This is a genomic window from Capnocytophaga sp. FDAARGOS_737 (assembly GCF_009730375.1).
Classification (GTDB): Bacteria; Bacteroidota; Bacteroidia; order Flavobacteriales; family Flavobacteriaceae; genus Capnocytophaga; species Capnocytophaga leadbetteri.
The window spans coordinates 2,178,013-2,192,591 of sequence record NZ_CP046316.1; the positions used below are offsets into that span (position 1 = coordinate 2,178,013).

The following is a 14,579-nucleotide window of genomic DNA, read 5'->3' on the forward strand; positions in this document are numbered from 1 at the left end:
ACTTTTCCTATACAAAACTTTAACAATTCATAACAGTTTTATTAAGGCTATAGATTTTTTACACATTTCACCAATTTATCAATCAGAAAATTCAAAAATCAGAAAAAAATCCCCTTACCACCGACACAAAAACACTATAGGAACAATATAGGAACACTATAGGAAGACCGAACAATCACCCGTCTCACTTCTCTGCCCGTGCGGCTCGCACTGTTAAATCCAAATAAAAAATTTGTGCATTCCTATTTATTTTGTAATTTTGCAACCCAAACAAAAAGTTCTCTAAACACCCATTAAAATGAAACGTTTAGTAATATTAGGCGGTGGCGAAAGCGGCGTTGGTACCGCTATTTTAGCCAAACAAAAGGGCTGGAGCGTCTTCTTATCCGATAGAGGCGCCCTAAAACCCCAATACCGCGACATCCTATCCCGCCAAAACATCGACTACGAAGAAGGCTCTCACGACGAAGCCCGCATACTCGCTGCCGACTGCATAATGAAAAGCCCCGGCATCCCCGATAAGGCCGACATCATCAAAAAAGCACGCGAAAAACAGATACCTATTATTTCCGAAATAGAGTTCGCCAGCCAATATACCCATAGTACCATTGTAGCTATAACCGGCAGCAATGGCAAGACCACCACCACCCTACTCACCCACCACATTTTCAAACAAGCAGGGTTAGAAGTAGGCTTGGGGGGCAATATAGGCTATAGTTTTGCCGAGTTGGTAGCCCATAGCAATCCGCCTTATTATGTGCTCGAAATCAGCAGCTTTCAGTTAGACGGCATTGAGCATTTCGCACCCCATATAGCCGTGTTGCTCAACATTACCCCCGACCATTTAGACAGGTACGATTATAAGTTTGAGAATTACATAGCCTCTAAGTTTCGCATTGCTATGAACCAAACTGCCAACGATTACTTTATTTACGATGCCGATGACCCCGTGATAAACGACTGGCTCACCACCCACCCCCTAAAACCTAAGTGTATAGGTTTTTCAATCGAAAAAGAACTGAGCGAAGGAGCTTTCTTAAAAGACAACAAAATACATATTATGTTAGAGAATCAAACCACTGTAATAGACGTAGAAGAAATAAGCCTAAAAGGAAAACACAATATCAAAAATACTATGGCGGCAGCAGTAGCGGCGCGCTTAGTAAACATCCGCAACGCATCACTACGCGAAAGCCTCAAAGGGTTCCAAGGGGCAGCACACCGCTTAGAAGAGGTGAAAGTCGTTGAGGGCGTAACTTATATAAACGATTCTAAGGCTACCAACGTCAATTCAGTGTACTTCGCCTTAGACACTATCAAAACCCCTATCGTATGGATAGTAGGCGGACAAGACAAAGGCAATGACTACAACTCTCTGCTACCTTACGTACATCAAAAAGTAAAAGCCATAGTATGCTTAGGCGTAGACAATACCCCTATATTACAGTCTTTTTACAATGTCATCGACAATATGGTAGAAACCCGTTCTATGGAAGAGGCTGTAAAGATGGCGCAACGCTTTGCTACCGCTGGCGACACCGTATTGTTATCACCTGCTTGTGCGAGCTTCGACCTTTTCAAAAGTTATGAAGACCGTGGCGATCAGTTCAAAGCTGCAGTAGCTAAACTCTAATACCCGCAGCCAATGTTTGTGATTGATTGGATAGCCAAAAATATCAAAGGCGATAAGACGTTATGGGCGCTGATTGTTATCTTTGCTTTCATCTCGTCATTAGCGGTGTATAGCACCAGTAGCAACCTCGAGTACGTAGTGCGCACAGGCACTACCACAGCAGGCTATTTCTTCAAGCACTTTTTCTTTGTAGGCTTGGGTATCTCCACTGCTTTTGTTGTACATAAGATTCCCTATCGCTTTTTCCGCCCTGCCTCTAGGTTAGGGCTTCTCCTATCTGTAGGACTACTGCTTATGGCTATTTTTACCGGCACTACTATTAAAGAGGCGAACGCCAGTCGGTGGATTAACGTGTTAGGCTTCTCTTTTCAGCCTTCTGCCTTTGCCCTCATAGTGCTTATGGTCTATGTAGCCTCCTATTTGGCTAAAAATCATGACAAGAAAATCACCTTCAAAGACAGCCTGTTACCCCTCTGGACGCCAGTGGCTGGTATTACTGCCTTAGTGGTCTTTGCCAACCTCTCTACAGCCCTTATCATCGTCTTTTCGGTGGTGCTATTGGCTTTCTTGGGGGGATATCCGTTTAAGTATCTGCTCTATATTGCGGGTATTGGCATAGCGTTAGGCGGACTTCTATTCTTGTTTGCAAAAGCCTTCCCCGACCTTGCTCCTAGCCGTTTTTCCACTTGGGAAAGCCGAATAGATTCCTATTTTGCCCAAGACGAAAACAAAAAAGAGGTATACCAAGTTGAACTCTCCAAAATGGCAATTGCCAAAGGAGGCATTGTAGGGCAAGGGCCTGGCAAGAGCACTATGAAAAACTTCCTCCCTCAGAGTTCATCTGACTTTATTTACGCTATCATCACCGAAGAATACGGGTCAATGGGCGCCCTTTTCATTATGGCACTCTATTTTATTTTGCTATTTCGGTTAGTAGTGATTTCCCAGCAGGCGGCCACCCTCTTTGGACAGCTATTAGCTTTAGGATTAGGTATCCCGATAATGCTACAAGCCATCATCAATATGGCGGTAGCGGTAGAGCTAATGCCTGTCACCGGACAGAACTTACCGCTCATCAGTAGTGGGGGTACTTCCATTTGGATGACCTGCTTAGCTTTAGGCTGTATTCTTTCAGTCAGTGCTCGCAAACGCAAAGACGGCAAAATGGAAAAAGACAAGCCCGAAGCCGATGTCGAGGAAGAATTAGCCGAAAATATTATTAAAATCACAAAAGACGAAAAACAAAAGACGAAATGAGACGATTTACCGATTTGTAAATCGACAAATTAGCAAATTGACAAATTATTCGTACCTTTGCCCGCTATTAATATACTAAAATGCCAAAAGGAGTTTTACTTGTAAATTTAGGCTCTCCCGATTCGTTCGAGGTCAAAGACATCAAACGATATTTAAAAGAGTTTTTGATGGATGAGCGCGTTATTGATTATCCATACTGGTTGCGCTATCTTATCGTTCGTGGTATTATCCTCAACGTACGTCCACCAAAAACTAGCGAAGCCTATAAAAAAATATGGTGGGAAGAAGGCTCACCGCTGATTGTCATCAGCAAGCGACTAACCGCCAAAGTGCAAGCGCAAGTGTCAGTACCAGTGGTAATGGCAATGCGCTATGGCAACCCCAGCATCAGCGAGGGCTTGGCTGCCTTACACCAGCAAGGGGTTACTGAAGTACTCCTCATACCGCTATACCCTCAATATGCTATGGCGACCAGCGAAACCATAGAAGTTTTAGCTGAAAAACTCATACGCGAGCACTACCCACAAATGGTGCTACATAAGTTCGCCCCTTTCTTTCACCGCAAAGAATACATTGAGGCGCTTGCAGGCGTAACACGCCCTATCTTAGCCAATTACCCCTACGACCATCTGCTTTTTTCTTATCACGGAGTGCCTGAGCGACATCTGTACAAAACCTCGCCTACTCCTGCCCATAAGCACATAGTCGATGGCAAAAGCTGTTGCGATGCTTATAGCGAGGAGGGAGCGCATTGCTACCGAAGTCATTGTTTCGAGACTACCCGCCTGTTGGCTGAAGCCTTGCAATTACCTGAGGATAAGTATTCTATTTCTTTTCAATCGCGGTTAGGTGCCGACAAATGGCTTACCCCTTTCACATCCGACCGTATCAAAGCCCTTGCGCAGAGCGGAGTGAAACGCTTAGCTGTCATCACCCCTGCCTTTGTTGCTGACTGTGTAGAGACTTTAGAAGAGATAGAGATGGTAGGCGGCAAAACCTTTGTCGAAAACGGAGGCGAAAGTTTCAAACTCATACCTTGTCTAAATGATAGTGAGTTATGGGCAAAAGCCCTTGCTCAATGGATTAATAACGACTAATAATGGATTTATTTTCAATTACAAAAGCGATACACATTATCTTTGTGGTGAGTTACTTCGCTGGTATTTTCTATATGGTGCGATTGTTCATCTACCATACCGAAGCCTTAGAAAAAGACGAACCCGAACGCTCTATATTGCACCGACAGTTTAGCTTTATGGAGGAACGTCTGTGGAACATCATCACCGTACCTGCCCTTATAATTATGTCGGTTACAGGTATTTATATGTTCTACCTAATGGATTGGGCTTACTTTTTGTTTGGCTGGATGCACGTCAAATTGCTATTTATAGGCATACTGCTGTGGTATCACTACTACTCGTGGCGCATAATGAAGCGACTACAGGCAGGACAGGCTACCCTAACCTCACTACAATTGCGTATGCTCAATGAGGTAGCCACTCTTATCCTCTTCGTGGTTGTCTTTGCAGTAGTGCTCAAAGCCTTATTTACTACCTATTGGTATTTTGCCCTACTGGCTTTTGTAGCTATGGGGGCACTTATTATGCTGATAGTGAAGTTAGTAAATAGAAAATAATTTGGAGAATTTAAAACACATACCTGTAGAAGAGTTGCCAGCGTTGGCCGAGCAGTTGCGCACCCGCATCATAGAGGTTATCGCAGCGCACGGCGGTCATCTGGGGGCAAGTTTGGGCGTGGTCGAACTCACTATCGCCCTGCACTATGTGTTTGATACTCCTGATGATATACTTGTGTGGGATGTAGGTCACCAATGCTATGCCCATAAACTGCTGACAGGCAGAAGCGAAGCCTTTGCACACATACGCCAGCAGGGCGGCATCAGCGGCTTCCCTAAGCGCGAAGAAAGCCAGTACGATGCTTTCGGCACAGGGCACTCCTCTACTTCGCTCTCTGCCGTATTGGCGATGGCTCTTGCGTCAGCCTTAGAGGGTAACACCCAGCGCCAACACATAGCCGTAATTGGCGATGCAGCCATAGCAAGCGGTATGGCATTCGAAGCCCTCAACCACGCAGGCACTACCGATGCCAATATGCTCATTATCCTCAACGATAATGCTATGGCCATCGACCCCACTGTAGGGGCTCTCAAAGACTACTTCAGTTCTCTACGACAAGGGGCTCGCGAAACTTTCTTCAGCGACCTGCACATCAAGTACAAAGGTACTATTGACGGACACGATTTACCTGCTCTTATCGAGGCTTTAAAGGCTGAAAAAAACGATTGCGGTGTGCGACTACTGCACGTAGTAACCACCAAAGGCAAGGGGTTTGCTAAAGCCGAAGCCGAGCAAGTGCGTTACCACTCGCCTGCCCTATTCGATAAGACCACAGGCGAACCGCTTCCCGAAGCCCCTACCCTACCTGCTAAATATCAAGAGGTAGTAGGGCAAACTCTCACCGAATTAGCTCGTTCAAACCCTAAAATTATAGCCATTACCCCTGCGATGAGCAGCGGTAGCGGCTTGCTTTCTCTACAGCAGGCTTTCCCCGACAGAGTATTTGATGTAGGCATAGCCGAACAGCACGCCGTAACCTTTGCAGCAGGCTGGGCAGCGCGTGGGTTTATACCTTACTGCATCGTCTATTCTACTTTTCTACAGCGGGCTTACGACCAACTCATACACGATGTGGCTTTACAAAACCTACCAGTAGTATTTTGTATCGACCGCGCTGGGCTGGTAGGCGAAGACGGAGCTACCCATCACGGAGTGTTTGATATGGCTTTTTTGCGTCCTATTCCTAATCTTATTATTGCGTCACCGCGCAATGCTACCGAATTGCGTCAGCTGCTCTACACGGCTCAGCTGTCCCTACCCCATCCTATCGCCATTCGCTACCCACGTGGGCGTTGCTCACAAACCGATTGGGCACAACCTTTTGAGGCACTGCCTATTGGCAAAGGGTGCCAACTAAAAGAAGGTACTAAAGTAGCCGTACTCAGCATTGGCACTATAGCCGACCTTGTAGCCGAACAAATACGCCAAAGTGAAGTCCCAGAACAGTACGCCCACTACGATATGCGTTTCTTAAAACCGATAGACGAGGCTTTGCTGCACCACGTATTCACCCACTACCAAAAAGTCGTTACTATTGAAGAAGGTAGTACAGGAGGCTTAGGCAGTGCTGTTAGCGAATTTGCTGCGGCTAATAACTACACTACTCCTCTAAAAATCATCACTTTACCCGATGTTTTTATGCCTCACGGCTCTGTAGCTGCCTTAAGAAAATTGGCACATTTGCTAATCGACTAATTGGCTAATTGGCAAATTATTTATACCTTTGCAGCGGTAAAACTAACAGCAATCAGATGCAGCAATGAAAAAAATCATTATCGTTCTCCTACTTACTACTGTTACCGCTTTTGGGCAAGTGCGCAAAGCCAAAACGCGTACCGCTCCGGTAAAAACAACTCCTATACAAGTGCTACAAGACCCTAACGCGTTAAAATTCACTTTCAACCGAGTGAAACGCGAACAAGAAAAGTGGTTCAAGTTCAACCAAGTAACACTGAATATGAGCGAAGTAACCTTCTCTAACTGGAGTGCAGGGGGCGAAAACTCTATTTCAGGACTTATGAACGGCAAATTCCGCCGCCGCTATAACGAAAAAACTTTCTTTTGGGACAACGATTTAGAAATCAACTATGGTATCAACGCCCAAAAAGGACGCGAAGTGCGCAAAACAGACGACAAGGTATCGCTAACCTCCTCATTTGGCTATCGCGGTAGTTCACATTCGTTTTGGTACTACACAGCACGAGCACAATTCCTTACCCAAATCAGCAACGGGTATAAATACCCTAATGTAGATGATGCTATCTCTAAACCCTTTGCCCCTGCTTATTTTACACTCGGTTTGGGTGCCGAATACGCTCCTACCCATATCAATTTCAACCTTTTCTTATCACCTATGACCCTCAAAACCACTATGGTGTTAGACAAACGCCTGTCTGACGAAGGTGCTTTCGGGGTAGAAAAAGGCAAGAAGACAGTATCTGAGTTAGGTTTCTCTGCCTCAGGCCGTTGGGAGAAGAAAGTAATGGATAACATCACCCTAAACACTAACTTCACTATCTATGGCGATTACTTAGAGAAATTTGGTAATATCGATATAGATTGGGAAACAGGGCTAAGCCTAAAGGTGAATAACTATGTGCAAGCGCGCTTGGGCATTCACCTCAAATATGACGATGACGTAAAATTTTATTCATACAAAGACCCTCAAGGACAGACGCATCACTATGGTGCTCGCACCCAGTTCAAGCAGCTGTTAGGGGTAGGTGTACTTTATACTTTCTAAAAAAATGTTCTTAGAAAACAACATACATAATCACGAAGAGGTAGGCTGGATAGAGGTTATCTGCGGCTCGATGTTCTCAGGCAAAACTGAAGAACTCATACGCCGATTGCGCCGTGCTCAGTTTGCTAAGCAAAAAGTAGAAATATTCAAACCCTCTTTTGATACGCGTTATGATGATACTAACATCGTATCGCACAACGCCACTGAAATCCCCTCTACCCCTGTAGAGGCTGCGGCGAGTATTTTGCTCCTTGCTGACGGCTGCGATGTAGTAGGCATTGACGAAGCTCAGTTTTTTGACGATGAGATAGTAAATGTATGCAATGATTTGGCTAACAGAGGAGTACGAGTAATAGTTGCCGGACTCGATATGGACTACAAAGGCAATCCTTTCGGGCCTATGCCCTACCTAATGGCGACAGCCGAATACGTCACTAAGGTGCATGCCGTGTGTACCCGCACGGGGCATCTGGCTAACTACAGTTTTAGGAAAGTGCCTAACGATAGTCAGCGTATGTTAGGCGAATCCGAGAGCTACGAACCACTAAGTCGAGCCGCCTTTATAAAAGCAAGAGCCAAAGACGAAGCTCAAAAGACAACTAACCTCTAACGACCAAAAACTAACAATCTAAAATTTGGTAGTTAAAAAATATTTTGTACCTTTGCAGCGTGTTTTTATGTGAAACACAACCAATAATCATTTGGGGTCGACCGGTTTTGACAGTAGGTGACATTGAATGGTAAGCATACCGAGCTGTGAAATGAATGCTCGATAATATCTATTTCAAACTTTTAAATGGCGAGAATAACTACGCTCTTGCTGCCTAGTCTGAAGTTTAGTAAGACTGCTGGCTAAGTCCTTACAAGGTAAGGAAGCGAGATATCTCTGAAAAGCCCTTGTTGACGGCGGTTCGTATAGAGGCACCATAAAAGTCAACATTGAACCTGCGGTTCGCTTCTGCCAACGGTTCTTAACTATTAAGAAGCTAAGCGCAAAGTGGGCGGTTTTTGGTCAGCTTTGCGACGAAAATCAAACAAAAACTAAGTATGTAGAAAGCCTTTTGATGACTTATTTGGACGAGAGTTCGATTCTCTCCGACTCCACTTCATTTTATATTGTATTTTAAATGTTATACAAAAAGAGAGGACTAAAATTTAGGTTTTAGTCCTCTTACTATTAAAGCTAATATTATTTATGGCAAAACATCATTACAAAGGGCTTACCGAGGCTCAAGTACTCGAAAGTCGCGCCCAACACGGGGCTAATTCCTTCTCATCAGTAGCAGGTGTACCCCTCTGGAAACAGTTTTTAGAAAAACTGTCCGACCCTATTATCCTCATTCTCTTAGTAGCATTAGCCTGCTCCTTTGGTGTCTCGGCTTATGATTTTTTTGCCTTAGGCGAAGGTTTTAATGCTTTCTTAGAACCAGTAGGAATCTTTTTTGCTATCTTCTTGGCTACAGGAGTAGCATTCTACTTTGAAGTAAAAGCCAATAAGCAGTTCGAAATCCTCAACCAAGTAAATGATGATATATACTATAAAGTTATCCGCGAAGAACGCGTAACACAGGTGCTCAAAAAAGACATTGTTGTAGGCGATATTGTTCTTTTAGAAACAGGTGAAGAAGTGCCTGCCGACGGAGAGCTTTTAGAGGCTATCTCACTGCATATCAACGAATCAACCCTAACAGGAGAACCTCTCGTACATAAAACTACTGACCCCGCTGACTTTGAGGCTGATGCCACTTACCCCTCTAACTATGTGTGTAGGGGCACCTCAGTAGCCGATGGACACGGAGTGATAGAAGTAAAGAAAGTAGGCGATACCACCGAATACGGCAAAGTGTTCGAGGGCGTGCAGATAGACAGTTCAGTAAAAACGCCTTTAGACGAACAGCTACACAAGCTAGCAAGCCTTATCAGCCGCATTAGTTACGCAATTGCTGCCTTAGTATTAGTAGGGCGTTTATTTCTCTATTTTCATAATCCATCGCACAGCTTAAGTGCTATCGATTGGGTCGATTTCGGCGGTTATCTTCTTAATACTGTGATGATTGCTATCACTGTGGTAGTGGTAGCCGTCCCTGAGGGACTGCCGATGAGTGTAACTCTGAGCTTAGCCTATAGTATGCGCCGAATGATGGCTACTAACAACCTTGTGCGCAAGATGCACGCTTGCGAAACAATGGGGGCAGCTACCGTTATTTGCACCGACAAAACAGGTACCCTCACCCAAAACCAAATGACCATCTACGAAACGTATTTCAATCCTTCTGCCGATGAAAAGCTCATTGCCGAATCAATGGCGGTAAACTCTACTGCTTATTTAGATTTTTCAGCTCAAGAAAAGCCTACCGTATTGGGCAATCCTACCGAAGGTGCCCTATTGCTTTGGCTCTATGGCAAAGGCATAAATTATCTACCCATACGCGAAGAGTGCGAAGTGATACAGCAACTCACTTTTTCTACCGAACGCAAATATATGGCAACGTTGGTACGCTCAGCCGCTTTGGGCAAAAATATATTGTATGTAAAAGGTGCTCCCGAAATAGTGATGACTTTCTGCCACGAGGGCGGGGAGTTCTGCTCAACCATTTCACAAACTGACTTCGAGGGCAAACTATTACAATACCAACAGCAAGCTATGCGTACCATAGGCTTTGCCTACAAGGTAATTGACGACCCTAAAACCGTTATTTCAGAAAACGGAAAGTTAGTAAACAACGGATTGCAGTTTATCGGCATCACAGCTATTGCCGACCCTGTAAGGGCTGATGTACCTGCTGCTATAGAAGAGTGCATGCACGCAGGCATACAAGTGAAGATAGTAACTGGCGATACCCCTGGCACAGCTAAAGAAATAGCACGCCAAATAAGACTCTGGGACGAAAGTTGTAGCGATATCAACCACATCACAGGAGCTGAATTTGCTGCGATGAATGATACTGAACTCTTAGAGCGTATTCCTCACCTACGCGTTATTTCGCGCGCCCGACCTCTCGATAAAGCCCGCTTAGTGAACCTCCTACAGCAGCGCGGCGAGGTAGTAGCCGTAACAGGTGACGGCACTAATGATGCCCCTGCCCTAAAAGCTGCTCAAGTAGGACTTTCTATGGGTGATGGCACCTCTGTAGCCAAAGAAGCCAGTGATATCACTATCTTAGACAGCTCTTTTAGCAGTATAGGCAAAGCTGTAATGTGGGGGCGCTCATTATACCTAAATATTCAGCGGTTTATCCTCTTCCAAATGACTATAAATGTGGCTGCCTGTATCATTGTACTCTTCGGAGCGTTTTTAGGGGTACAATCGCCTCTAACGGTCACTCAGATGCTATGGGTAAACCTCATAATGGATACCTTTGCTGCCTTAGCTCTTGCCTCTCTGCCTCCAAGCCAGCGTGTGATGAACGACCCGCCGCGTCAGCGTAAAGCCAACATTATCACTAAAGAAATGGCGCGTGGCATTTTCGGAGTTGGTGGACTGTTTGTATTGCTGCTCTTCGGATTTATACAGTACTTTAAGAATGAAGACATTACAAGCCTCACTCAGTTTAGTATCACTGATTATTTCGCTAATTTCTTCCACTTCGGAAGTTTTGAAAACGGATTATCAGCTTATGAGCTCTCGCTTTTCTTTTCTATCTTTGTGATGCTTCAATTCTGGAATATGTTCAACGCCAAAGCCTATCGCACCGGCAGGAGTGCCTTTGCCGAAATAGATAAGAGTCAAGGTTTTATAATGATAGCAGCGGCTATTATCATTGGTCAGGTAGTGATTACCACCTTTGGCGGAGCGATGTTTAGTGTTACCCCCTTACTCCTAACTGATTGGTGCTTAATTATTGCCGCTACTAGCTTAGTGCTATGGATAGGCGAATTGCTTAGGTTAATAAAGAGATAAACAAAAATGATGTAATAAAAAAGAGCGTTTTTACACGCTCTTTTTTGTTTATAGTATGAAATCTGTATTGATGAAGTTAGAAGCTCCTGTGCGCAGCAGATTCTCTACTATACGGTCGTTATACTCATTGTTTTGGAATGACACAAAGGTACGAATAGAGAAAGAGCGCAAAGCATCGTGTACGCTAAGAGTACCTACTGCTGAGTCTTTACGTCCTGTGAAAGGAAATACATCAGGCCCTCTTTGGCATAAGCTATTAAGGTTTACCCTACAGAGCATATTCACTAACATATCAATAAGAGGCGAGAGTTCTTGAGGGTCTTCTCCAAACAAACTTATCTGCTGTCCGTACTTAGACTCTGATATTTCATCGATAATCTCATTGATATTAGAAAAAGGTTTAACGGGCACTAAAGGGCCAAACTGCTCTTCGTTGTACACTCGCATCTCTTTCGATACAGGGTAGAGTACCGCAGGGAATATAAAGTTATCAGTGCGTTCTCCTCCTTTCTTGTTTTGTATAGTAGCTCCTTTAGCAAGAGCATCATCTATAAGTTCTTGTATAAAGGCAGGTTTTTCTACCTCAGGTAGCGGCGTAAGCGCCACCTTTTCGTCCCAAGGATTACCAAACTTAAGAGCATCTACTTTTTCAGCAAAGCGTTTGATAAACTCATCTTTTATCTTGGCGTGTACGTATAGTATTTTCAAGGCTGTACAACGCTGTCCGTTGAAAGAAAGTGCTCCTTTTACGCATTCGTCTACTGCTAAATCTAAGTTAGCATCAGGTAGTATAACCCCAGGGTTCTTAGCTTCTAACCCGAATACAAGGCGCAGACGGTTTTTGTTAGGGTGTTGGTCTTGTAGGGCAATAGCGGTTTTGCTGTTGCCTATTAGCGCCAATACATCTACCTTACCACTCTGCATAATAGGAGGCGCTACTGAGCGTCCACGACCGTAGAGAATGTTTATCACGCCACGAGGGAAAGAGTTTTGAAAGGCTTCTAAAAGCGGTGTAAATAGCAATACACCGTGCTTAGCAGGCTTAAAGATAACCGCATTACCCATAATAAGGGCAGGAATGATAAGCGCAAAGGTTTCATTAAGCGGATAGTTATAAGGACCTAAGCAAAGTACCACTCCCAATGGACCTCGTCTAATAAGGGCGTACACTCCATCGCGCTGCACGAATTTAGAGGACTGGTTGTCAAGCTCCTTATAAGCATTGATGGTATCGTAGATATACTCTACTGTACGGTCAAACTCCTTGCGCGAGTCGTCAAGGCTTTTGCCTATCTCCCACATCATTAGTTTTACCACCTCATCGCGTTGCTTTTCCATTTGTTTTACGAATTTAAGCATAACCGCAATACGGTCTTTTACTTTCATCGTAGGCCAAAGTCCCTTGCCTTTGTTATAGGCATCGGTAGCTGAATGAAGCGCTTCTAATGCCTCTTGTTCACCTAAAGCAGGCACACTACCCAAAAGCGTAGGCGCATAGGCTTCTGTAGACGAAATAGTGGAGTAAATGTTAGCAAACTCTCCTTCCCACTTCCTCAACTCGCCATTTATTAAATACGTTTCTTGCCTAAAAGGCTTTACTTGAAATTGTTCTGGAATATTCATTTTTATTAATTTATTTGATTTTACCAATTGGCTAATTGGCAAATCAGTTAATTGTTATACTCTTCCTTTCAGAGCGTTAAACACCCACGCAATGGCAAAAAAGCCAATGCCTACCGTGCCAAAGCCCCAACCTGCTATTTCGTTGTATTTGAAAGCAGCAAGTCCTATAAGAATAAAGCCAACGACTACCATTAACAAGGCAGCCCAGCCTAATACTGTATTTTTGTTCATAGTTATTTCTTTCTTTTATTCTGTTGGTTATACAAAATCAATTTTCTGAATTAATTCTCACTCGTTGCAAAAAAGCCTCTTTGTTAGCATCGGCTATCGTTATGCGTTGGTTGCCGAATACTATCTGGCTACGTTCTACCACTTGCACCTTGTCTAAGGCGACTATAAATGAGCGATGCACACGCATAAACCGCTCTGCGGGCAACTGCTCTTCTAATTTCTTCAAACTCAGTAGGGTCACTAAGGGCTGTGGTTGGGTAGTAAGGTATATCTTTACATAATCTTTAAGACCTTCTATGTAAAGAATATCGCTATAAGGCACTTTTATTTGCTTATAATCAGCTTTTACAAACATATAATCCTGCGTAGCCGCTTTTTCCGCAGGCGCAGAAGCCAATAACATCGCCTTTTCTGCCGTTTCTAAAAACTCTAAGTAATTAAAAGGCTTCAGCAAATAGCCAATGGCATTCACTTTATACCCCTCTATAGCATATTGGTCAAAGGCAGTGGTAAAGATAATACGCGTGTGGGGGGGCAGTTTTTTAGAGAGCTCGAGCCCTGTTAGTTCTGGCATCTGTATGTCCATATATATCAGTTCTGCGTCGCCACCTTCATAGAAGTATTGCAACACATCTATTGCGTTAGTATATTTACCCACCAACTCTAAAAAAGGAGTTTTTAGCACATAGCTTTCTAATAGCTGTAGTGCCATTGGTTCATCATCTACTATGATACAACTGATTGCCATCGGTTATGCGTGTTTTTAAAGATCAAAATTTACCACTTCTGTATGATTTATTATATGAATTACTACTTCTGTTATACGAACTACTACTACTGCCATACGAGTCGTCCTTTCTGCTTGATTTGCTACTTGTTTGTGAACTAGAACGTACAGCCTTTTTTATGCTCTCCTGATGTATATGCCCACACTTACGACAGATGAAAAAATAGTTTATAACACTTCCTTCATTTTGTCTGCTAACCTGCTGAGAGTTTTTCTCTCCGCACTTCTCGCATACCATAGCAGAGAGTTGTTGCTTTCTGAGCCTTCTCACCATTAGAAAATAGATTATACCTAACGGGAAAGGAGGAAATAAAATAGAAAATAAACAGCCTACACAGCCCCACATTGAGTTGCTTTCTTTTAGCTGTACATATTTTTGATAAACAGAAAGGTTAGGGTCATTTACTATCTTTTTAAGGGGTCTATACCCTAATAAGTAAGTGATAAAACTTATCATTGAGAATAAAAGTAGTATTACTTTTGTTATAAAACTATTTTCTTTCTCCTGTTCTCGGATATAGTCATTTGCAAGGTCTGATTTCTCTTTTCCTTTCTCTAACTGTACTTTAGGCTCCTGCTCTATGGCATAGTATTTTTCAGGCGCTTGGGTAGCTTCATCAGTAGGAGCGTTTTGCCCTATAGCCAAAAAGGGAAGCAAGCCCCAAAAAAGCAGTATTAAAACAAAACGTTTCATAGTTCAATCTTTTATAATTTCTAATGCAAAATTAAGAAAAGAAAACAAGAGTGCAAGTTTTTTTTGTTAAAAA

Annotated in this window: 12 protein-coding genes and 1 other RNA gene; 9 read left to right on the forward strand and 4 right to left on the reverse strand. The window is 43.6% G+C overall.

Annotated elements, in window-relative coordinates:
• The first annotated feature begins 298 nt into the window (after window positions 1–298).
• The 9 genes from murD to FOC45_RS09585 all read left to right on the forward strand — a co-directional run bounded on the left by murD (window position 299) and on the right by FOC45_RS09585 (window position 11,171).
• Complete coding sequence (gene murD / locus FOC45_RS09545; RefSeq protein ID WP_009389507.1) at window positions 299–1,633, forward strand: UDP-N-acetylmuramoyl-L-alanine--D-glutamate ligase; 1,335 nt, start codon at window positions 299–301, stop codon at window positions 1,631–1,633.
• A 12-nt stretch (window positions 1,634–1,645) separates the two neighbouring features.
• Entirely contained in the window at window positions 1,646–2,890 is a 1,245-nt protein-coding gene (locus FOC45_RS09550; protein WP_009389508.1) for an FtsW/RodA/SpoVE family cell cycle protein, read from the forward strand.
• An 80-nt stretch (window positions 2,891–2,970) separates the two neighbouring features.
• The gene (gene hemH, locus FOC45_RS09555; RefSeq protein WP_009389509.1) at window positions 2,971–3,987 is read left to right on the forward strand and encodes a ferrochelatase; all 1,017 of its coding nucleotides are present in this window, start codon (window positions 2,971–2,973) and stop codon (window positions 3,985–3,987) included.
• Window positions 3,988–3,989: 2 nt separating this feature from the next.
• Window positions 3,990–4,526, forward strand: a complete 537-nt coding sequence (locus FOC45_RS09560) for a CopD family protein (RefSeq protein ID WP_009389510.1) — start codon at window positions 3,990–3,992, stop codon at window positions 4,524–4,526.
• A gap of 1 nt (window position 4,527) precedes the next feature.
• The gene (locus FOC45_RS09565; protein WP_009389511.1) at window positions 4,528–6,222 is read left to right on the forward strand and encodes a 1-deoxy-D-xylulose-5-phosphate synthase; all 1,695 of its coding nucleotides are present in this window, start codon (window positions 4,528–4,530) and stop codon (window positions 6,220–6,222) included.
• A 64-nt stretch (window positions 6,223–6,286) separates the two neighbouring features.
• A complete protein-coding gene (locus tag FOC45_RS09570; RefSeq protein WP_009389512.1) occupies window positions 6,287–7,270 on the forward strand; it encodes a DUF3078 domain-containing protein in 984 nt (327 codons plus the stop codon).
• Between the two features lie 4 nt (window positions 7,271–7,274).
• The gene (locus tag FOC45_RS09575) at window positions 7,275–7,880 is read left to right on the forward strand and encodes a thymidine kinase (RefSeq protein WP_009389513.1); all 606 of its coding nucleotides are present in this window, start codon (window positions 7,275–7,277) and stop codon (window positions 7,878–7,880) included.
• Between the two features lie 93 nt (window positions 7,881–7,973).
• Window positions 7,974–8,377: a transfer-messenger RNA gene (ssrA, locus tag FOC45_RS09580) on the forward strand.
• Between the two features lie 88 nt (window positions 8,378–8,465).
• Entirely contained in the window at window positions 8,466–11,171 is a 2,706-nt protein-coding gene (locus FOC45_RS09585; protein WP_009389514.1) for a calcium-translocating P-type ATPase, PMCA-type, read from the forward strand.
• A 48-nt stretch (window positions 11,172–11,219) separates the two neighbouring features.
• On the opposite strand, the gene FOC45_RS09590 is transcribed toward FOC45_RS09585, so the two are convergent.
• From FOC45_RS09590 to FOC45_RS09600, 4 genes are read right to left on the reverse strand one after another with little or no spacing between them, the layout of a single operon-like run.
• Window positions 11,220–12,794 carry an NADP-dependent glyceraldehyde-3-phosphate dehydrogenase gene (locus FOC45_RS09590; RefSeq protein ID WP_009389515.1) on the reverse strand — a complete coding sequence of 525 codons (1,575 nt, stop codon included), beginning with the start codon at window positions 12,792–12,794 and terminating at the stop codon, window positions 11,220–11,222.
• A 54-nt stretch (window positions 12,795–12,848) separates the two neighbouring features.
• Window positions 12,849–13,025, reverse strand: a complete 177-nt coding sequence (locus tag FOC45_RS12005) for a CAL67264 family membrane protein (RefSeq protein WP_009389516.1) — start codon at window positions 13,023–13,025, stop codon at window positions 12,849–12,851.
• Between the two features lie 37 nt (window positions 13,026–13,062).
• Window positions 13,063–13,773 carry a LytTR family DNA-binding domain-containing protein gene (locus FOC45_RS09595; RefSeq protein WP_009389517.1) on the reverse strand — a complete coding sequence of 237 codons (711 nt, stop codon included), beginning with the start codon at window positions 13,771–13,773 and terminating at the stop codon, window positions 13,063–13,065.
• A gap of 22 nt (window positions 13,774–13,795) precedes the next feature.
• Window positions 13,796–14,506 carry a hypothetical protein gene (locus tag FOC45_RS09600; protein WP_009389518.1) on the reverse strand — a complete coding sequence of 237 codons (711 nt, stop codon included), beginning with the start codon at window positions 14,504–14,506 and terminating at the stop codon, window positions 13,796–13,798.
• Between the last annotated feature and the right edge of the window lie 73 nt (window positions 14,507–14,579).